Here is a 17484-nt window from a genome sequence, read left to right on the forward strand (position 1 = left end):
CAAAGCATCCCACGACTTTGGCGAATTGTCCTACAGGACTTTGCGAGTAACATGCATTGGATGCAGGTTTGCTCAGCGTTTTTATCGTTTGTTCAACCTCCGGCGGATGGCAAAACTGCGCGGCATCTCTAATAAAAACAATCGAGAGCCGCTCCATGCCCTTCCCAGCATCTTTGCGTCTGCGCAGCACCTCCATCGCTCTGTTCTGCAGCTTTGCCGCCCCGGCCATGGCGGTGCAAGTCACCGACAATCTCGACCTCGGCGGCGCCATTCGCGCCCGGTGGGATGTCGACCCTGACCGCGATATTCAGAAGTTTGGTCTGGACACGGTGTTCCTCAGTGCCAAGTACAACTCCGACACCTGGATCGGTGAAGCGCAATACCGCTTCTACGGCCGCTCCTACCCCTATCAGTACACCAAGGACTACGGCGATATCCGCTTCGCCAAGTTCGCGTGGGCCGGCTACAAGTTCAATCCCGACCAGCAGGTGCAAGTGGGCCTGAACACCGTGCCGTTCGGCTTGCAGCCGTACTTCGGCAGCACTTTCTACGAAACCCTCGGCAACGTCATCGGGCTGGAAGACGTGCAACAGGTCGGCGCCAAGTACATCCAGCAAAACGGCGACTGGAATATCCAGGCCGGTTATTACCTGCGCCCGGCCTGGCAAGGCAAAGGCACCAGCAACGGCGTGACCTACTCCAGCGTCGTCTCCGAAGCCGACAGTTACGTGGCCGACGGCAGCGCCAATCAGGAACGCAACACCGTCGTGCTGCGGGTGGCCAAAGCTCTGGATCTGGGGCCGTGGAAATCCGAAGTCGGGATCTCCGGCCTGACCTCAAGCCTCGAAAATAAAGACACCCACAATGACGGTCGACGCAACGCCGTGGCCGTGCACTATCTGGGCAAGAACGGCCCATGGGGCGTGCAGTTGCAGGCGGCGCGCCAGCAGATGTCGCCACGCAATCCGGGCAGCGATGAACTGGTGACGCTGGGCGGCTATGACGGCACTTACAACGTGGCCAGTCGCGGCAACCTGTACGTGGCGGATCTGAGCTATGACGTCGGCGGCAAATACCTGTTCGACCAGATCAGCGGGGTCAAGCTCTACGCCAACTACAGCGCCTTCGACAAATCCGCCAGCGGCTTCAAGACCTCGGAGCGGATGATCCTCGGCAGCTCGTTTTCGGTGAGTAAATTGTGGGTCGCGGCGGAATGGCTGATCGGCAAGAACGACCCTTATATTGGTGGTAGCAGCTACACCCAGAGTCTGGGCGCCGGTGGGCTGGATCAGTGGGAAAATCAGATGTATGTGAATGTTGGTTACTACTTCTGATCGGGAATCTTTAGCGTCATGTCGTTCGTCATCGCGGGCAAGCCCGCTCCCACAGGTATCAAGGTCGTCACAAATATTGTGGCTGACCTCAATCCTGTGGGAGCGGGCTTGCCCGCGATGGCGTCCGCCCAAACGACACTTGCCTGAAACCTCCATCAATAGTCAGATAGGCCCACCTCAAAACAACAATAAACCACCCGCCCCGGAGTTCTGCCTCCATGCGTCAACTGCCCTCGCTCAACACCCTGCGCGTGTTCGAAGAAGTCGCGCGGCATCGCAGTTTCAGTCAGGCCGCACTCGGGCTGAACGTCACCCAGGGCGCGGTCAGCCGCCAGATTAAACATCTCGAAGACTACCTCGGCGTGGCGCTGTTCGTGCGCACGCCGCAAGGCCTGTCGCTGACCGAATCCGGCAGTGCCTTATCGCCGCATCTGGCCGAGGCCTTCGACCATATCGAGCGCGCCCTGCAAGCGGTGCGCGTGCCCAATCTGCGCCAGCGCCTGCGGGTGCTCGCCCCGCCGACCTGGGCCACGCGCTGGCTGTCGCCGCACTTGCGCGCATTCTGCCAGCGCTACCCGGACATCAACCTGAGTATCACCAGCCAGATCGGCCACGACAGCCTCACGGAAGTCGACTGCCACATTCGCTTCGGTCTCGCGGCGACGCAGAATTGCGTCAGCCGCTTGTTGGTGATGGAGCGGCACATCGCGGTCGCCAGTCCGGAGTTGTTCAACGGCGATCAAGCGCCGGATCTGTGGCAGATCCCATTGCTGCATATCCTGCACGACGGCAAGCGTTTAAAGGTTTGGGAGACCTGGTTGGCAGCCATGGGCCGGGACGACATCGATGCCGGTCGCGGGCTGGAATTCAGCACGTTGGATCAGGTGATTCACACGGCATTGGCGGGGGGTGGTCTGGCGGTGATTGATCGGCAGATGATCGAAAAGGAACTGGCCAACGGCAGCCTGCGGCCGATCACCCCGATTGAGGTAATCGGGCCATATGGATATTGGCTGGATGTGGCGAATGACAAGCAAGGTTTATCGAAAGTAAACCTCTTTACCGAGTGGCTGAGCCTGGTCAGCAACCCCTGAAACCCCACAATCCCACAAACTCTGTAGGAGCTGCCGCAGGCTGCGATCTTTTGATCATAAAAACAAAATCAAAAGATCGCAGCCTGCGGCAGCTCCTACACGGGATTGTGGGCGGACAGTCAGACCGGGGTGGCGGCCTTGGTCACCGCAATCGAACTGACCTCAACCGGGCTCTGCGCCTTGCATGCCTGACTCAACGTCAGCGACTTGCTCTCCGGCGCCCGCGCCCAGGACTGCAGCGCGCCCAGCGCCAGAATCGCCATGGGTCGAGCTCAGCCCGATCCCCGTGACGTAACCGAACGTCCAGATCGCGCTAAACGACCCACGGGGCGCGACGCCGGCCGTAACCATTAAAAATCATGGGGCAATGACTTTTAGTCATAGCCTTTTCACGGGCGAAAAAAATCCCGCTCAGTGAGCGGGATCGTTTGGCGTCGATGCGGGAGCCGTTTCAGCCGGGGGTTTCCAGGGGCAAGCGATGCTCTCGGCAAATCAGGTCTATCTCCCTGGCCACCAGCGGTTCACCGGTCAAGCCGCACACGGCGCCGGTTGCCGAGGTCTGGTGAAAGCGGCACGTCCGGCAAAGTCCGAAACTCGGGACATTTTCTCCTCGCTGAATATTGCGCAACAACTCCAGCAGCAGACCCTCCAGATCACCGGCGCTGGCGCCCATGCGTTCGGCGGCGCTACTCAGGAAATCCGGCGGCATGACCGCTTCGATCAACGTGCGTGCCGTGGCGGTCAATTCCAAGTGCACGCTGCGTTTGTCGCGCAAGTCCGGAACCTTGTTCACAAAGCCCTTGAGTTCCAGTGCCTTCAACGACTGCGAAACCGTGCCTTTGGTCAACCCGAGGTAATCGGTAACTGCCAGCGGCGTATTCGAATAGCGATTGCAGCGCGCCAGGTACAGCAGCGCACTCAGTTGAATCGGTTGCAACTCGGCCAGCAGCGGATGTTCGCGGAACCACACGCGGGTCAGGCTCGATAATCTTTCCAGCAAATCAAATAACACGGTTATTGCCTGGCTCAATGGGGTCGATGAATAGTATCGAATAAAAACATTATTGACAAAAAACGGCTGAAGATTAGGATTGCGGTGTCGATTCGAAACAAACTAATCAACCGAGGAGCCGCAATGAAAACCCTACTGGCGCTGACCATCAGCACAATCTTGAGCACCCAGGCCTGGGCCCATGGGCCGCAAGGCATCCACAGTGCAACCGGCAAGACCGACGCGGCGTTCGACCTGGTGCACACCCGTGTTTTCACCGACGGCAGCACGCTGGTGTTCGAGCAACTGGTCGATGGCAAGGCCGGCAGCCGCGTGCCGAGCGCCAAGGGTTCGTTCGCCGGCGCCGAGGTTTACAGCTACGTCTGGCCGACCAGCCTCGACAGTGGCGCAGTCGGCTTTGAAGCAGGTTCCGGCATCCTCGCCCTCGCGCTGACGTCGCACCCGGACTTTGACGACACCCCGCAGTTGGACGAGAACAAGGACGGCAAAAAGGACAACGACGGCGGCCTCTGGCACTCGCACTGGGTGGTCTTGAGCAAAGATGAAAGCTGCGGCCCCGGCGGCTTGAAAGTGCGCGACATTCCCAAGGATGCGAAACCCAAGCTCCCCGCCACTTGGCCCGGTGCGCCGCTGTACATCGATTCGCCGGGATACAACCTGAGCGTGAAAAACGATGCCGCGCAAATCCGCGTGCCACTGGCGGCGGTCGGGTTTCCGAAGAGTTTCAACTACGACGGCGTGACCGCTGCACTCAAGGTCAATGCCGATCTGCACAATCCGCTGTTGTGTGTAAGCAGCGTGTATGACATAGCCTCGGGCGACCTGTCGTTGCCGGGCACCTGGAAAATGCAGGAGGCTCAATAATGTTCGTCAAAGTGTTCGATACCCACGTGCGCACCAAGGATGGCCGCTACCTGCATTTCGACGTGTTGACCGATCGCGAAGCCGATGCGGCCAAGGCTTTCGCCCGGCAGTTCCTGATCGGCAAGGGCTATCAGGACGAAGACATTTCCCAGAGTCAGTGCCTGTTTTGCCACAGCGAGCCGGCCAATCCACAAGTCGCCAAGGCGATCAGCGAGGACGGCTATTTCATCATCACCCTGCAAGGTTTCGAGGAGTAACGCCATGACCCGCTATCAGCCGTTGAACTGCGATCTGCACGACTACCTGGAAATCGCCTGCCTGCGCGGCTATCAGCTGGGCATCGAGCTGATCGACGGCCAGCGGCTGGTGGCGCGGGCATTGACTACCCGCACGTCGCGTGAAAAAGAGGAATTCATGCGGGTCGAGCATGCCGGAGTGCAGCAGGACATTCGCCTCGACCAGTTACTCGCGATCACCCCGCAGAATGCGCATGCGCAGTTCGCGCGGATTGCTTTCACCGAAGCGGTCTGCCGCGTCTGAACAAAAAAATCCCGTCCGGCGTACACCGGTCGGGATTTCATTCGAGGCTATGGATTCATGCAACCACTGGAATCATCGGATCCGCAGCCGCCAGCGCACTCACACGGTCAGCTGCCGGCGGGTAAATCCACTGGGTGTTGATCTGGGTCTTGAGCGCTTTGCCCTCCTCCTTGACCAGTTTCACCTGACGATCCCAACCCTCGGTGTACACCGCGCCCCACGCACCCAGATCGAGACAGGTCACGTACTTCGGCTGGCTGTAAGGCGTCGGGTCAACGCCGAGAATCTGCGCCGCGACGTTGTTGCCGGCGTGACGACCAAGAGAGATCGCGTGCTGGCAGGTCATCAGCGCGAAGTTGCCGATCTCGTCGCTGGCGGCGTAAGCCACGTCGCCGGTGGCGAAGATGTCGTCCTGGCCAATGACTTTGAGGTTGGCGTCAACGTGCAGACGACCCTGGCGATCGCGCTCGGCCGGGATCTGCTCGGTCAGCGAGCTGGCGCGCACGCCGGTGGTCCAGATCACGGTTTTCGCGTCAATGTGCTGACCGTCCGAGAGCGTCACGCCGTTGGCATCGATTGATTGCACCGACACACCCAGTCGCCATTCAACACCCAGCTCGGTGCAAGCCTGGGCAATCGACACGCTGATGGCTTCGCCCATCGCTGCGCCGACTTTCTGCCCGCGATCAACGATGATCACTTTTATGTCGGCTTGCTCACCGAGGATGGCCCGCAGGCGCGCCGGCATTTCGGTTGCCGTTTCGATCCCGGTGAAGCCACCGCCAGCGACCACCACGGTGTTGCGCGCCTGGCTCTCGGGCTGGGTGGCCAGAGCTTTCAAATGAGTTTCGAGACGGATTGCCGCTTCGATCTGATCGACGTCGAAAGCATGCTGCGTCACACCTGGAGTGTCCGATTGCGCCAGCCCACTGCCGGACGCCAGCACCAGTTTGTCGAAATGCACCACTTGCTCAGCGCCCGCCGCATCGGTGTAGCCAACGGTTTTCGCCTGCACGTCGATGGTGTTGGCTGCGCCTTTGATGAAGTTGACGCCGACCACATCAAACAGCTCGCCCAGCGGCGCAGCCAAGTGATGCGCATTTGGCTCGTAGAAACGTGGACGTACGCGCAGCTCGGCCTGCGGTGCCAGAACGCTGACCTGGATGTTGTCGCGATTGTGAATGTCGACCAGACGTGTCGCGCTGAGCGCAGTCCACATGCCACCAAAACCTGCACCGATTACCAGAATGTGCTGCTTCATTGTTATCTCCAAGCCAGTCGCCGAGTTAATTAACGGCGATTCTATTGGTCGCCGTTAATTTCAACAAGTCAGATAATCCGATAGGTTTGATCGTATATCTCGATATCTAGCGGGCTTTACCATCTGACTTATAAAACCTGCTCCAATCGGAAAAACCTCATAGATACAGCGAAAAAACCACCAAGGACGCTCAGCGGGACAATTGTCCGCGCGTGCCAAGCCTGCTAACATCTGCGACAACTACAGTCGGAGATATCCATGTCGCTTTACAGTGCAGGCGTCGAATACGGCATTCATTGCCTGACCTTTCTGGTGGGCAATGGCGGTGACAGTCGTGAAGCCAGCGTGCGCGACTTGGCCGAGCTGCAAGGCGTGCCGCTGGATTATCTGGCGAAGATTTTCACCAAACTGGCGAAAGCCAAACTGGTGCTGGCCACTGGCGGCATCAAGGGCGGGTTTTCACTGGCGCGGCCGGCAGATGAAATCACCCTGCTCGATATCGTCAATGCTATCGATGGGCGCAAGAATATTTTCGAGTGCCGCGACATACGCGGGCGCTGCGCGTTGTTCGATGGCTCGCCGCCGGAATGGGCGCTGGACGGCACTTGCTCGATTCACGCGGCAATGATGACCGCGCAAAAACGCATGGAAGAAGCGCTGGCTCAGCAAACCATTCTCGACATCGCGCGCAAGGTCGGGCGCAAAGCGCCGCCGGAATTCAACGGTCAGGTAGAAGACTGGATTCAGGATCGACGCGAGAAGAAAATCGGCGGTGGCAGTATCCCGTTGACCGATGTTTCCGACTGACAGGCACAAAAAAAGCAGAAACCGCTCACCCGGTTTCTGCTTTTTCAATGTCTACGGCATGGCGGTTACAGGCAATCACGAACCGCCTTGCGCAGCGAGGCCGACTTGGCCCATGGCGGCCCCTGATACAGCGAGACCCGGCTGCCATCCTTGTACTTCACGATATCCAGGATTTCGTCAGCCGTGATAATGCTCGGCGCCTTGATGCGATAGCCGTTGGAAATGCCGATCTGCGTGGTCTTCGGGACATCCTTTTGCCACAACGGCAACAGGCATGCGGCGTATTCCTTGGGAGCCTTGCCGCTGGTTTTGCTAATGTTCGGCTCGCCTGGAACCAGGGAGGCTGGCAACGAACAACCGGCCAACGCTGCAAGCAGCATTCCCCCGATCAACATCCGCATGGTGAATCCTTCATCTGAAAAAAACGCGAATGTACCTTGTAACGGATCGGACATCCATCAGAACACAGTGTCTTTAACCCTCGGAAACTTGGCCTGCATCATCCCTTGCGTTGAGAAAAGTCACCCAGCGCTCATGCGCGTCGTGCTGCCACTGCGTCACGCGCTCCCATTCCGGGCCGTTCAATTGATGCGCGCTGATCAGCTTCATCATCTCGGTAGTCGCTGCATCCATGTCAATCACCAACTCGTGGGCATGGAATCTGAAATCATCCGTCGTGGTCATGGGCGCTGCCTCGTCAAGTCGGTCACTCCAATACGACACCCATTCGCGCTTGCAGCCCACTCGCCCCGACCGGCGGCATGCAAATCATCCCTGTTCAGCAGCGCTGACGGACGAGTCTTGCGCCGAACCCGGGAAATGCGACTAGTATTTTCTACCGGGAATGTTCTGGAGATGATCATGCGGCTCAACCAAGACGAACACGAACTTCAACGCGACCTGCAAAGCGTTGCATCGGATCTGCGCTGGTCAGCGGTGGAACTCAAGCGTATCGCTGACCAGTTGCGCAAGTCCGGCAACGAGGCGGACGCTCAGGCGGTGCTCAGATCCTGCGAAATACTGCAGAGCGATGAGGAACGTTTGCAACTGTATGCCATGGAAGTGAAGACCCGCGCCATCAGCCGCACCAAGGTGCATTGAGTCTCGACCGCACAGCCAGAGCCCCGGACTGCCGGGGCTTTTTTATGGCAGGCACTTTTAATCGAAAGGCCCCTATGCTCAACGTTAGCTGACTGGCACTTTTCAGCCTGATCAGCGCTCTGAAATCTTGAGGAACCTCTGCGTCCACGCACGGCTCGAACGTTGCAGTTTCATGACCGTTTTATGGCACAAGCAATCGGGTAACCAATGAAACAGAGAGCCACGGTCATATGCGAACAGGATCGGCACATCCTCCTGGTGCGCAAACCCCGATGTCGCTGGGCCTTGCCGGGAGGCAAAGTCGAGCCTGGAGAAACCTGCGCACAAGCCGCCATCCGTGAATTGCAGGAAGAAACCGGACTCAACGCCGAGCAAGTGCTGTACTTGATGGATGTGCACAGCAGCGACACACGCCATCACGTCTACGAGGCGTCGGTGCTGAACATCGACGAGATGCGCCCGCAGAACGAAATTGTCGACTGTGTCTGGCATCCGCTGGACGCAGTACAGAACATGAAAACCAGCGAAGTCACGTTGCGCATCGTGCGCGCCTTCCAGCGCAGGCTTTGAAGTCCTAACCGGCGAACGCCCGGCGCCCGGCACTCATTTCAGTGCGCAACTCACCAATGAAGTTGGAAATGTCACGAATGGTGACCAAGTGTTCCGGCGACACTCCATTGAGCAGCAAATCGACCCGCCCGCTGTCCGGTTCATAAACCTTGATTTGCAGCAGCCCCTGCGCGGTTTCCGTGCAGTCGCAATTCAGCGGCGAAAAGCCGGACTGGACGATGCGGCAGATGTCGGCGATGGCAAGCATGGGTGGACGCCTCGCAGGCGATGGGGGCGGTTGACCGATTGAGCATAGATGAGCTTTTGTCGCCCCGCTGCTGCCGTACCCGACGGAAAATGCCAACCGCTTCACATCTCTCAGCGACTGTCGCTGTCCCAGATCCAGTTCCACAGGCCCGGCAGTTGCATCGGCTCGGAACTCTGCTGCACCGTACGCGCCAGCGCGGCTTTTTCCAGCGCGGCGTGATCATCGTAGAACGGCTTGACGGCCAGACGCACACCAGTAGCCGCCGCGCTGTCGAGCAGAATTTGCAGGTACTCGCGGGTGTGGCGTGCGGTGTAGCGATTCAGATCATGGAAAGTCACCACCACCGGAATTGCCCCGTCCACCGTCGGCAATTCGCCGTTGGCAATCTGCTCGCGCACTTGCGACAGCTGTAAAAGCATGTTCGCCCGACGCCGTGGGCTGGCATTGAAACCCCAGATTTTGCCGTCATTCGCGCTGACATCGGTCAGCAACACACGCAGCCCATGCCGCTGATAAGCGGCGAAGGTGCGCTTGTCGTAATTCCAGAATGGCGGGCGCAGCAGCGTCGGTGGCGCACCCGTAATCGCCGCGATATCGGCAGTGCCATTGCTCAGCGACTCTTCCAGCGCCTGCGGATTCAGCGAACGGTGATTGGTGTGCCAGTGGGTCGCAGTGTGGAAACCGAGAATGTGCCCTTCAGCATGTTCGCGCTGCATGACTTCGCGACCGATGTCGCTGTTGCCGGCGCGCGGTGCACGTGTCTGGACGAAAAATACTGCTTTGATGTCCGCTTGCACCGGATTGGTTTTCAGACTGTCGAGCACCGTCAGCGTCGGGTTGAACAGGCTCGAAGCACTGGGGCCGTCATCGAATGTCAGCACAAAGCGCACCGGCGCCTGGGTCTTGAGCCGGGTTGCGGTTGGCGCCGTCAGTTCGATCGGTGCCGCGATGCAGCCGGCCAGTCCGGATGCGATGGCGGCTGCACAGAGAAGTTTGAGTCCGCGAGTCATGGTTTGCCTCGAGTCCGACCGTTCCAGTCATGTTGTCGAATGGCAAAACTCCCTCGCCGTTGCTGCCTCTCTCGGCCCGTTGATGCGCGCTGAGGTTGGACAAGATTACACAGGGATTGAATGCGGCGCTCGTTCATTGGCACTCAACACCGTCGTCGGCAAGGACTGAAAGCGCCAACTAAGCTCAAACCTTCAGGCAGTTTTGCCAGAGGCTCGGCCATGTGCGGACGACTCACGCAGTACCGGGGCATTCACGATTTTGTGGCGGTGTTGAGCATTCCCGATGCGCTGATCAACCATGTCGGCGATGCGCCGCTGGCGCGCTATAACGCTGCGCCCACCACGCAATTGGCAGTGCTGCATCAACACGCACAGCAATTGCACGCCGACAATTTGCGCTGGGGCTGGCGTCCGCACTGGGCCAGGGATCGCGCCGCGCCGATCAACGCGCGGGTGGAGAAAGTCGCGCATGGCGTGTTCTTCCGGGCGATCTGGCAACGGCGACTGATTGTGCCAGTCGACAATTGGTTCGAATGGGTCGATTCCGACGATGGCCGGCAACCGTGGCTGATTCGTCGGGCGGATCAGCAGCCGGTTTTCTGCGCCGGTATCGGCCAGTTTCCTGCTCCGGGAGAGCCTCCAAGAGAAGACGACGGCTGCGTGATCATCACCGCTGACAGCGCTGGCGGCATGCTCGACATTCATGATCGGCGGCCAATTGTGCTGTCTGCCGACCTCGCGCGCGAGTGGCTCGATCCGGCGACACCCGCACCACGAGCCGAACAAATGCTGCTGTTCGAAAGCGAGCCGAGCGAGACGTTCGAGTGGTACAAAGTCAGCAAAGCGGTTGGCAATACGCGCAATCAAGGGCCACATCTGATTGAGCAAGTGGCCTAAATAAAACCCGCCGTCAGACGTTCTCCAGACAGGTGATTCAGGCGCGTTACAGCTGCTGTTCCAGTAAAGAAACAGGATCAACAAAACAGCCGTTTGACTGAATGCACCGCCCGTCTGACATTTCGATCGTCATACATACATTTACAAACACTACGGATAGCATGCGCGCCGCATTTCCATTTGGCATACCAGTTGACCAAAGAGTCAACAAACAAGGAAATTTCCCTACAACTTGTACAAGCCTTGCAGAGAACTAAGTTGCGCGACGATTTTGCAATCAAACAGGTCAGCGGCCTGGAGTGTGTCCATCTGTCGACGACAGAACGCTTTCAACTCGACTGTTTTATCCGCCACTACATCAAGACCCGAAACCTGAGTGCCGTGCCCGATATCGACCGCATCCTGCGCACTACCCTCGAAAGCTATCCGTGCCATCCGCCGGTAATGGTCAACGAGCTGAATGCGTGGATCGACAAGACCTTGGGTTATCGGGCTGAGCACCCCGATTTCACGCAGTTGGACGGTCTCTGATACAACAATGAAGCCCTGCACAAGCAGGGCTTTTTTGTGCCGAGCGGTTTGCTGACTCGGGGTCAGCCACAGAAAAAATCCCCAGTCATGCGGCGACCGGGCGAGTAACATTGCAACCATTCAAACTCGCGTCAGGGAGACGACATGCTTTATCGAATTGCCGCCGACGGGCTGGTGCTGTTCCACTTGCTGTTCATTCTGTTTGTACTGTTCGGCGGGCTGCTGGTGCTGAAGTGGCCGAAGCTGATCTGGCTGCATTTGCCAGCGGCTGCCTGGGGTGTAGCGGTCGAGGTGTTGCACCTGACCTGCCCGCTGACCTACTGGGAAAACCTGATGCGCCACGCCGCCGGGCAAACCGAATACGCCGGCGGGTTCATCGAGCACTACGTGTGGCCGATCATCTATCCCGCCGGGCTGACCCCGCAGATTCAACTGGCATTGGGGAGCGTGGTACTGGTGATCAACCTTCTGGTCTACGGGCGCCTGATCCGCCGCTGGAAACTGCGGCGCGCCGCGCGGATTCCGTTCTAGACCGACTTCGCCTTCAAGGCTTCCAGCCAGGCCGGATCCAGTCGGGTCTGTGCTGGATCAAGGCCCATCGCTTCCATCCGCACCTTGTGATCGCCCACTTCGCGGTGCAACTGCGCGTGATCGCTGGAGTTGGCGTCCAGTTCATGCATCTGCGTCAGCCCCAGATGGTAGAACCGCAGGACTTTCATCGCGGTCGGATCACCCTTCTCTACCGCTGCCGTCACTTGATGCATGACATTGGTCACGCTCATCAAATTACGTTTGAGCCTCCAGCCATAAACCGCCGGGGCCATCCAGGTCTGGTTCCAGAAGCGTCCGCGCAACAGACCCGCGGTTAGCAGAAACGCCGCAAACACCCCGCCGACATTGAAGCGCAGGTTATCCCCGCCCGGCTCGCCGAACAGCGCAACCGCCGCCGTGGAAAACGCCATCGCCAGCACCATGAACAGCACTGCAATGATCAGCGTGCTGCGCCGGGTTTGCTGGCGATAAGTGATGGCATCGATCGGCTGAATCTCGAACATCGTGACAGGCTTCCATGGCTTGAAATAAAAAGAGGCTGGCGCATTATCGCCTCTGAGGCGGATTTAGCTATGCTGGAGCTCCTTTTCATCTTTTCAATGTCCAACGGGGACATGGCGGTACTGCGCAGATCGTGCCATCTTCATTCATGGATACACACTATTCGGATGCCATTGGCCACGCCGGCAATGACATCGTTTTAAGGATCATTGCATGACCCAACGACACGTAATCAATGCCTCGGTCAGCCCGAAGGGCAGCCTCGAAACCCTGTCTCAACGTGAAGTTCAGCAACTGAGCGAAACCGGATCCGGCAGCAGCTACACCCTCTTCCGCCAGTGCGCCCTGGCCATCCTCAACACTGGCGCGCATGTCGACAACGCGAAAACCATTCTGGAAGCCTACAAGGACTTCGAAATCCGTATTCACCAGCAGGATCGCGGCGTACGCCTGGAACTGCTGAACGCCCCGGCCGACGCATTCGTCGACGGCGAAATGATTGCCAGCACCCGCGAGATGCTGTTCAGCGCTCTGCGCGACATCGTCTACACCGAAAACGAACTCGGTAGCCAACGCATCGACCTGAGCAACTCACAGGGCATCAGCGACTACGTTTTCCAGCTGCTGCGCAACGCGCGCACTTTGCGCCCAAGCGTCGAGCCGAAAATCGTCGTGTGCTGGGGTGGCCACTCGATCAACACTGAAGAATACAAGTACACCAAGAAAGTCGGCCACGAGCTGGGCCTGCGCAGCCTCGACATCTGCACCGGTTGCGGCCCGGGCGTGATGAAGGGCCCGATGAAAGGCGCGACCATCGCCCACGCCAAACAGCGCATTCACGGCGGGCGCTACCTTGGTTTGACCGAGCCGGGCATCATCGCCGCCGAAGCGCCGAACCCGATCGTCAATGAACTGGTGATCCTGCCGGACATCGAAAAACGTCTGGAAGCGTTCGTGCGCGTCGGTCACGGCATCATCATCTTCCCGGGCGGTGCCGGTACTGCCGAAGAGTTCCTGTACCTGCTGGGCATCCTGATGCACCCGGACAACGCCGGTCTGCCGTTCCCGGTGATCCTGACCGGGCCGAAACATGCCGCGCCTTATCTGGAGCAGCTCGACGCATTCGTCGTCGCGACACTGGGCGAGTCAGCCAAGAAGCACTACGAAATCATCATCGACGACCCGGCCCAGGTGGCGCGGCAGATGACGCAAGGCCTGAAAGAAGTGAAACAGTTCCGCCGCGAGCGCAACGACGCGTTCCACTTCAACTGGCTGTTGAAGATCGACGAAGGATTCCAGCGCCCGTTCGATCCGACCCACGAAAACATGGCCAACCTCAAACTGCACCGCGACCAGCCACCGCATGAACTGGCAGCCAACCTGCGCCGGGCTTTCTCCGGGATTGTGGCCGGCAACGTCAAGGACATGGGCATCCGCCTGATCGAGCAACACGGGCCGTACCAGATCCGTGGCGAAGCGGCGATCATGCAGCCGCTGGATGCGCTGCTCAAAGCCTTCGTCGCGCAGCACCGGATGAAACTGCCGGGCGGCGCGGCGTATGTGCCGTGCTATCAAGTGGTGGCGTAACTTTTCCGACCAGGATCGGCCAAGGCGTTGACCGCACATCAACGCCTTCGATAACGACTATGCGCAAGGGTGTTTTTTCATCTCGACGCTCCAGCCATAGAGTGGGCTCCATCTTCTCCCCACTCTTTGGAGCAACATCATGAAAGACATCATTGCCCTGGGCTTCATCGTTTCGCTGATCGGCGCCACCTCCGCCATCGCCGCCCCACACGCCAGCGCCCCCGTGATTGCAGCTGCTACTATTGGCCAGTCCGGTACCTTGAACGTCGACACCGTCGGCATCGACACCGAACGGAAAGGCAGCGTCAATCTGCAACAGAACGCCGAGCAAACCAAACTGTACGTCGCGGAAAACCGCCCTGAGTTCGGTTCCAAATATCAGCGCTACTGAGTCAATGGCTTGAACCGCCAGAAAAAACCAACCCCGCCGATGCGGGGTTTGTTGTATTTGCGGTTCAGCGAACCAGGCGTGCGGCCAATGCTTTGGCCTGTGCTGCCACATCCGTCACGGCGGTGCTTTCCCACCACATTCCGCGCAACGGCGGGCCCATGGCGAACAAACGGCTAGCGGCTTGTCCGTTAGTATCGAGAACCGCGCCATCAACCGCCGCCGCAATTCCCAGCGCCAATGGCCCCGGTTGCACCAGTCCGCGAGCCAGCAATTGCTGCGGTAATGGTCGTGCGACGCGGCGCCAGTCGTATTCGATACCACTGGAGTTGATCAGCGCGGCGCCCTGTACCACGCAGGTTTCAGTCTCGCCGCGACGGCGGATGCGGATACTCACACCGTCCATCGAAGGCGGCTCCAGGCCTTTGTAGGACGCAGCCTGAATTCGCAATCGACCCTGCGCGTGCAGACGCTCGACCAGCTTGGCACTCAGCGGCGGCGACCGATGGTGATGACTTTCCCACCACGGCCGCACATGCCGTACGAATTGGCGACGCTGCACGTCAGTCGCCTGGTTCCACAAGCGGCCGATGTGCGCGCGCACCGTGTCCAGCGGCGCTTGCCAGTCGACGCCTTGGGCGCTGGCGTCCCGGCACTGCCTGCGTAACTCGCGCAACAACTCGCGTGGCGAACGAATGCTGTGATCTTCGGCGAGGAAATCCGCCCATGCCGGCGGTTGCCGACGCACATGCGGCAATAGCCCGTGACGCGAAAACACTTCAATTGGCCCGCGATGACCGGCTTGCTCCAACGAGACCACGGCATCGACCATGGTCAGGCCGGAGCCGATGATCAGCACCGTCGATTGCGGATCGAGCTTGCGCATGGCGGCCACATCCCACGGATCGAGGGCGGCGGCGTTGAGGCCGCTGGATTGTTTCTGCGGCGTGCGCGCGGCGGGGAACATGCCCGTGGCGAGTACCGCTTGGGAGCCTTGCAGATGCTGGCCGTCACTCAAAGTGAGCAGCACTGAATCAACGGTGAGTTGCACATCCACAACTTCGGCTCGTACGTGCTCGACTGTCGAACCGTTTGCAGCGCCAACCTGCCGCGCCTCGGTCAGACGTTGCTGCACATAAACGCCGAACAGGCCACGCGGCGGGAACAGTTCGCTGATCGGCACGTGTTGCTGATCCGACTCTGGCCAGCCGCCAGCGGCAATGTGCGCGGTCAGCCAGTGGGTCAGGTCATCGGCGTTGTCCGGATCGACGCTCATACGCGCCGCGTTGCCATTCAGTGTGTGGCCCAACTCCACGGCGCTGTAGGCTTCACCGCGTCCCAGCTCGGCGCGCGGTTCGATGATCAGGATTTGCCGCCGACCGGGCAGACGCAGCAACTGCGCCGCAAGCAGGGTGCCGCTGAGGCCACCGCCGATGATCAGGATGTCGGCGTGGCGAAATACTGCGTCTGCGGTTTGGCTCATGCCTTTCTCGCTGTTCAGTGTTGGCTCAATCAATCAGACCACTACATTACGCACAAACCGCGCCGCGACCTCGCCGTCGTTGCGATAGGAATGCGGCTGATTGCTGGCGAACATGTAGAACTCGCCCGCGGCGATGTGCTGCGGTTGATCGCCGAGCATCAGGGTCAAGCAACCCTCGAAGACAAAAATCTGCTCGCTCCAGCCTTCGGCGTCCGGTTGTGAGGGATAGATTTCGCCCGGTTGCAGGCACCATTCCCACTGTTCGACCGCGCGAGTGGCGACGGCTTTGGACAGCAAAACGGCTTTGCTGCCGGGGATGCTGCCAGCCCAGGCCACTTCGTTGATACGCCCGGGATCGCGATTGTCCGGAGCCTGAATCAGATCGCTGAAGGCCACTTCGAGAGCTTCGGCGACGCGGTCGAGGGTGGTCAGGCTGACATTTTTCTCACCGGCCTCAATCGCCACCAGCATCCGGCGGCTGACCCCGGATTTTTCCGCGAGAGTGGTCTGGCTCATGTCGGCGGCATGCCGCAGGCGCCGCACATTGTGGCTGACGTGTTGCAGGACCGAGGCGCGTTGAACAGAATCTTTGTGCACTATATTGCTCACTGGCTGGGGTTGGGCAGTATACTGCGCAACATTTGGCGCATTGTGCGTCTCCTCTGCAAAAGTGCGCAAGTTCATGACGACAGCCAGTTCCTCTCATTTCTCTCGTTTCAGCAAAGCCGAGTGCGTGCTGGTGTTGATCACCATGGTCTGGGGCGGCACCTTTTTGCTGGTGCAGCACGCGATGACCGTCAGCGGCCCGATGTTTTTTGTCGGGCTGCGCTTTGCTGCAGCAGCGAGCATCGTCGCGCTGTTTTCGTGGAAACACCTGCGCGAACTGACGCTGTTCGAATTCAAGGCCGGCGCCTTTATCGGGGTGGCAATCATGCTCGGTTATGGCTTGCAGACGGTTGGCTTGCAAACCATCCCGAGCAGTCATTCGGCGTTCATCACCGCGCTGTACGTGCCGTTCGTGCCACTGCTGCAATGGCTGGTGCTGGGGCGGCGTCCAGGGTTGATGCCGAGCATCGGCATCATGCTGGCGTTTACCGGGTTGATGTTGTTGTCGGGGCCGTCGGGTGCTGCGCTGAATTTCAGCCCCGGTGAAATCGCCACGCTGATCAGCGCCATCGCGATTGCCGCCGAAATCATCCTGATCAGCAACTATGCCGGGCAAGTCGACGTGCGCCGGGTGACCGTGGTGCAACTGGGCGTAACCGCAGTGCTGGCGTTTCTGATGGTGGTGCCGACTGGTGAAGTGCTTCCGGATTTCTCCTGGCTGCTGTTGTGCAGCGCGCTGGGGCTGGGCGCAGCGAGTGCGGCGATTCAAGTGGCGATGAACTGGGCGCAGAAAAGTGTCTCGCCGACCCGAGCCACGTTGATCTATGCCGGCGAACCGGTGTGGGCCGGCATCGTCGGACGGCTTGCCGGGGAACGGCTGCCGGCAATTGCGCTGGTAGGTGCGGGGCTGATTGTGGCGGCGGTGATTGTCAGTGAGCTGAAGACCAAGGGTAAGGTTGTCGCGGACAGCGAAGAAGATCTGAGTCGTGAAACCGAGCAATAAACACGCCGTTGAAACAGTGTGAATCAAGCATTTCGAGACTACTTTGTAGGATTCTGAGACATCCTCGCGTTTGGCGATCCGGGAGCTGGCACGTAT

At 59.3% G+C, this 17484-nt stretch carries 23 protein-coding genes and 2 pseudogenes; 15 read left to right on the forward strand and 10 right to left on the reverse strand.

What is annotated here, in order from left to right; translation table 11 throughout:
* Positions 1–155: 155 nt before the first annotated feature.
* From ACP7BN_RS11870 to ACP7BN_RS11880, 3 genes are all read left to right on the forward strand, one after another.
* A complete protein-coding gene (locus ACP7BN_RS11870; RefSeq protein WP_426204267.1) occupies positions 156–1334 on the forward strand; it encodes a hypothetical protein in 1179 nt (392 codons plus the stop codon).
* 18 nt (positions 1335–1352) lie between these two features.
* Positions 1353–1481: a hypothetical protein gene (locus tag ACP7BN_RS11875; RefSeq protein WP_426204269.1), complete on the forward strand. Its 129-nt coding sequence runs from the start codon at positions 1353–1355 to the stop codon at positions 1479–1481.
* A 71-nt stretch (positions 1482–1552) separates the two neighbouring features.
* On the forward strand, positions 1553–2428 hold the full coding sequence (locus ACP7BN_RS11880) for a LysR substrate-binding domain-containing protein (RefSeq protein ID WP_426204271.1): 876 nt from the start codon (positions 1553–1555) through the stop codon (positions 2426–2428).
* A 119-nt stretch (positions 2429–2547) separates the two neighbouring features.
* Here the strand turns inward: ACP7BN_RS11880 and ACP7BN_RS11885 are convergent.
* Both ACP7BN_RS11885 and ACP7BN_RS11890 read right to left on the reverse strand, forming a co-directional pair.
* Positions 2548–2688 (reverse strand): annotated as a pseudogene (locus tag ACP7BN_RS11885) (MFS transporter); the annotation flags it as partial.
* Positions 2689–2879: 191 nt separating this feature from the next.
* On the reverse strand, positions 2880–3446 hold the full coding sequence (locus ACP7BN_RS11890; protein WP_426204517.1) for a MarR family winged helix-turn-helix transcriptional regulator: 567 nt from the start codon (positions 3444–3446) through the stop codon (positions 2880–2882).
* Positions 3447–3563: 117 nt separating this feature from the next.
* On the opposite strand from ACP7BN_RS11890, the gene ACP7BN_RS11895 reads away from it, so the two are divergent.
* From ACP7BN_RS11895 to ACP7BN_RS11905, 3 genes are read left to right on the forward strand one after another with little or no spacing between them, the layout of a single operon-like run.
* A complete protein-coding gene (locus ACP7BN_RS11895; RefSeq protein ID WP_426204272.1) occupies positions 3564–4304 on the forward strand; it encodes a hypothetical protein in 741 nt (246 codons plus the stop codon).
* Positions 4304–4561 (forward strand): DUF2024 family protein, encoded by a 258-nt coding sequence (locus tag ACP7BN_RS11900; protein ID WP_426204273.1) that lies wholly within the window; start codon positions 4304–4306, stop codon positions 4559–4561. Before ACP7BN_RS11895 ends, ACP7BN_RS11900 begins: the two co-directional genes overlap by 1 nt.
* Before the next feature lie 4 nt (positions 4562–4565).
* Entirely contained in the window at positions 4566–4844 is a 279-nt protein-coding gene (locus ACP7BN_RS11905; RefSeq protein ID WP_426204274.1) for a Rho-binding antiterminator, read from the forward strand.
* Positions 4845–4899: 55 nt separating this feature from the next.
* Here the strand turns inward: ACP7BN_RS11905 and ACP7BN_RS11910 are convergent, their stop codons facing one another.
* Positions 4900–6105, reverse strand: coding sequence for an NAD(P)/FAD-dependent oxidoreductase (locus tag ACP7BN_RS11910; RefSeq protein WP_426204276.1), 1206 nt, complete (start codon positions 6103–6105; stop codon positions 4900–4902).
* 258 nt (positions 6106–6363) lie between these two features.
* Between ACP7BN_RS11910 and ACP7BN_RS11915 the strand changes: the two genes are divergently transcribed.
* Positions 6364–6912 (forward strand): RrF2 family transcriptional regulator, encoded by a 549-nt coding sequence (locus ACP7BN_RS11915; RefSeq protein WP_420649670.1) that lies wholly within the window; start codon positions 6364–6366, stop codon positions 6910–6912.
* A gap of 65 nt (positions 6913–6977) precedes the next feature.
* Here the strand turns inward: ACP7BN_RS11915 and ACP7BN_RS11920 are convergent, their stop codons facing one another.
* Together ACP7BN_RS11920 and ACP7BN_RS11925 are read right to left on the reverse strand one after the other, a co-directional pair.
* Complete coding sequence (locus ACP7BN_RS11920) at positions 6978–7313, reverse strand: hypothetical protein (RefSeq protein WP_426204278.1); 336 nt, start codon at positions 7311–7313, stop codon at positions 6978–6980.
* A 73-nt stretch (positions 7314–7386) separates the two neighbouring features.
* The gene (locus tag ACP7BN_RS11925; protein WP_420649668.1) at positions 7387–7596 is read right to left on the reverse strand and encodes a hypothetical protein; all 210 of its coding nucleotides are present in this window, start codon (positions 7594–7596) and stop codon (positions 7387–7389) included.
* A gap of 177 nt (positions 7597–7773) precedes the next feature.
* Between ACP7BN_RS11925 and ACP7BN_RS11930 the strand changes: the two genes are divergently transcribed.
* Together ACP7BN_RS11930 and ACP7BN_RS11935 are read left to right on the forward strand one after the other, a co-directional pair.
* Entirely contained in the window at positions 7774–8013 is a 240-nt protein-coding gene (locus ACP7BN_RS11930) for a hypothetical protein (RefSeq protein ID WP_420649667.1), read from the forward strand.
* A 207-nt stretch (positions 8014–8220) separates the two neighbouring features.
* Entirely contained in the window at positions 8221–8583 is a 363-nt protein-coding gene (locus ACP7BN_RS11935; RefSeq protein WP_420649666.1) for an NUDIX hydrolase, read from the forward strand.
* Between the two features lie 4 nt (positions 8584–8587).
* Here the strand turns inward: ACP7BN_RS11935 and ACP7BN_RS11940 are convergent, their stop codons facing one another.
* Entirely contained in the window at positions 8588–8830 is a 243-nt protein-coding gene (locus ACP7BN_RS11940; protein ID WP_420649665.1) for a DUF1652 domain-containing protein, read from the reverse strand.
* A gap of 110 nt (positions 8831–8940) precedes the next feature.
* Positions 8941–9840, reverse strand: a complete 900-nt coding sequence (locus ACP7BN_RS11945) for a polysaccharide deacetylase family protein (RefSeq protein ID WP_426204280.1) — start codon at positions 9838–9840, stop codon at positions 8941–8943.
* Positions 9841–10059: 219 nt separating this feature from the next.
* Here ACP7BN_RS11945 and ACP7BN_RS11950 point away from each other — a divergent pair, with 219 nt between their 5' ends.
* From ACP7BN_RS11950 to ACP7BN_RS11960, 3 genes are all read left to right on the forward strand, one after another.
* Positions 10060–10737, forward strand: coding sequence for an SOS response-associated peptidase (locus tag ACP7BN_RS11950; protein ID WP_426204281.1), 678 nt, complete (start codon positions 10060–10062; stop codon positions 10735–10737).
* Between the two features lie 258 nt (positions 10738–10995).
* Positions 10996–11268 (forward strand): hypothetical protein, encoded by a 273-nt coding sequence (locus ACP7BN_RS11955; RefSeq protein WP_420649662.1) that lies wholly within the window; start codon positions 10996–10998, stop codon positions 11266–11268.
* 144 nt (positions 11269–11412) lie between these two features.
* A complete protein-coding gene (locus tag ACP7BN_RS11960) occupies positions 11413–11799 on the forward strand; it encodes a DUF2784 domain-containing protein (protein ID WP_420649661.1) in 387 nt (128 codons plus the stop codon).
* Here ACP7BN_RS11960 and ACP7BN_RS11965 read toward each other — a convergent pair.
* Positions 11796–12323: a DUF3087 domain-containing protein gene (locus ACP7BN_RS11965; RefSeq protein WP_426204284.1), complete on the reverse strand. Its 528-nt coding sequence runs from the start codon at positions 12321–12323 to the stop codon at positions 11796–11798. The two genes, ACP7BN_RS11960 and ACP7BN_RS11965, sit on opposite strands and share 4 nt — an antisense overlap.
* 211 nt (positions 12324–12534) lie before the next feature.
* On the opposite strand from ACP7BN_RS11965, the gene ppnN reads away from it, so the two are divergent.
* A complete protein-coding gene (gene ppnN, locus ACP7BN_RS11970; protein WP_420649659.1) occupies positions 12535–13908 on the forward strand; it encodes a nucleotide 5'-monophosphate nucleosidase PpnN in 1374 nt (457 codons plus the stop codon).
* Positions 13909–14047: 139 nt separating this feature from the next.
* Positions 14048–14299 (forward strand): hypothetical protein, encoded by a 252-nt coding sequence (locus ACP7BN_RS11975; protein WP_426204286.1) that lies wholly within the window; start codon positions 14048–14050, stop codon positions 14297–14299.
* Between the two features lie 64 nt (positions 14300–14363).
* Here ACP7BN_RS11975 and ACP7BN_RS11980 read toward each other — a convergent pair whose 3' ends face one another.
* The gene (locus tag ACP7BN_RS11980) at positions 14364–15779 is read right to left on the reverse strand and encodes an FAD/NAD(P)-binding protein (protein WP_426204287.1); all 1416 of its coding nucleotides are present in this window, start codon (positions 15777–15779) and stop codon (positions 14364–14366) included.
* A 33-nt stretch (positions 15780–15812) separates the two neighbouring features.
* Positions 15813–16376 (reverse strand): helix-turn-helix domain-containing protein, encoded by a 564-nt coding sequence (locus tag ACP7BN_RS11985; RefSeq protein WP_420649656.1) that lies wholly within the window; start codon positions 16374–16376, stop codon positions 15813–15815.
* On the opposite strand from ACP7BN_RS11985, the pseudogene ACP7BN_RS11990 reads away from it, so the two are divergent.
* Positions 16371–17388 (forward strand): annotated as a pseudogene (locus ACP7BN_RS11990) (DMT family transporter). The gene ACP7BN_RS11985 and the pseudogene ACP7BN_RS11990 sit on opposite strands and share 6 nt — an antisense overlap.
* Positions 17389–17484 lie beyond the last annotated feature (96 nt).

This window comes from Pseudomonas sp. TWP3-1, from assembly GCF_049896625.1.
In the GTDB taxonomy this organism is placed as follows: Bacteria; Pseudomonadota; Gammaproteobacteria; order Pseudomonadales; family Pseudomonadaceae; genus Aquipseudomonas.

Excerpts from the sequence above, each read along its gene's own strand:
- ACP7BN_RS11910 (WP_426204276.1), bottom strand. The coding sequence starts at position 6,105 with ATGAAGCAGCACATTCTGGTAATCGGTGCAGGTTTTGGTGGCATGTGG.
- ACP7BN_RS11980 (WP_426204287.1), bottom strand. The coding sequence starts at position 15,779 with ATGAGCCAAACCGCAGACGCAGTATTTCGCCACGCCGACATCCTGATC.
- ACP7BN_RS11975 (WP_426204286.1), top strand. The coding sequence starts at position 14,048 with ATGAAAGACATCATTGCCCTGGGCTTCATCGTTTCGCTGATCGGCGCC.
- ACP7BN_RS11935 (WP_420649666.1), top strand. The coding sequence starts at position 8,221 with ATGAAACAGAGAGCCACGGTCATATGCGAACAGGATCGGCACATCCTC.
- ACP7BN_RS11895 (WP_426204272.1), top strand. The coding sequence starts at position 3,564 with ATGAAAACCCTACTGGCGCTGACCATCAGCACAATCTTGAGCACCCAG.
- ACP7BN_RS11960 (WP_420649661.1), top strand. The coding sequence starts at position 11,413 with ATGCTTTATCGAATTGCCGCCGACGGGCTGGTGCTGTTCCACTTGCTG.
- ACP7BN_RS11915 (WP_420649670.1), top strand. The coding sequence starts at position 6,364 with ATGTCGCTTTACAGTGCAGGCGTCGAATACGGCATTCATTGCCTGACC.
- ACP7BN_RS11965 (WP_426204284.1), bottom strand. The coding sequence starts at position 12,323 with ATGTTCGAGATTCAGCCGATCGATGCCATCACTTATCGCCAGCAAACC.
- ACP7BN_RS11870 (WP_426204267.1), top strand. The coding sequence starts at position 156 with ATGCCCTTCCCAGCATCTTTGCGTCTGCGCAGCACCTCCATCGCTCTG.
- ACP7BN_RS11950 (WP_426204281.1), top strand. The coding sequence starts at position 10,060 with ATGTGCGGACGACTCACGCAGTACCGGGGCATTCACGATTTTGTGGCG.
- ACP7BN_RS11900 (WP_426204273.1), top strand. The coding sequence starts at position 4,304 with ATGTTCGTCAAAGTGTTCGATACCCACGTGCGCACCAAGGATGGCCGC.
- ACP7BN_RS11920 (WP_426204278.1), bottom strand. The coding sequence starts at position 7,313 with ATGCGGATGTTGATCGGGGGAATGCTGCTTGCAGCGTTGGCCGGTTGT.
- ACP7BN_RS11875 (WP_426204269.1), top strand. The coding sequence starts at position 1,353 with ATGTCGTTCGTCATCGCGGGCAAGCCCGCTCCCACAGGTATCAAGGTC.
- ACP7BN_RS11925 (WP_420649668.1), bottom strand. The coding sequence starts at position 7,596 with ATGACCACGACGGATGATTTCAGATTCCATGCCCACGAGTTGGTGATT.
- ACP7BN_RS11930 (WP_420649667.1), top strand. The coding sequence starts at position 7,774 with ATGCGGCTCAACCAAGACGAACACGAACTTCAACGCGACCTGCAAAGC.
- ppnN (WP_420649659.1), top strand. The coding sequence starts at position 12,535 with ATGACCCAACGACACGTAATCAATGCCTCGGTCAGCCCGAAGGGCAGC.
- ACP7BN_RS11940 (WP_420649665.1), bottom strand. The coding sequence starts at position 8,830 with ATGCTTGCCATCGCCGACATCTGCCGCATCGTCCAGTCCGGCTTTTCG.
- ACP7BN_RS11945 (WP_426204280.1), bottom strand. The coding sequence starts at position 9,840 with ATGACTCGCGGACTCAAACTTCTCTGTGCAGCCGCCATCGCATCCGGA.
- ACP7BN_RS11880 (WP_426204271.1), top strand. The coding sequence starts at position 1,553 with ATGCGTCAACTGCCCTCGCTCAACACCCTGCGCGTGTTCGAAGAAGTC.
- ACP7BN_RS11905 (WP_426204274.1), top strand. The coding sequence starts at position 4,566 with ATGACCCGCTATCAGCCGTTGAACTGCGATCTGCACGACTACCTGGAA.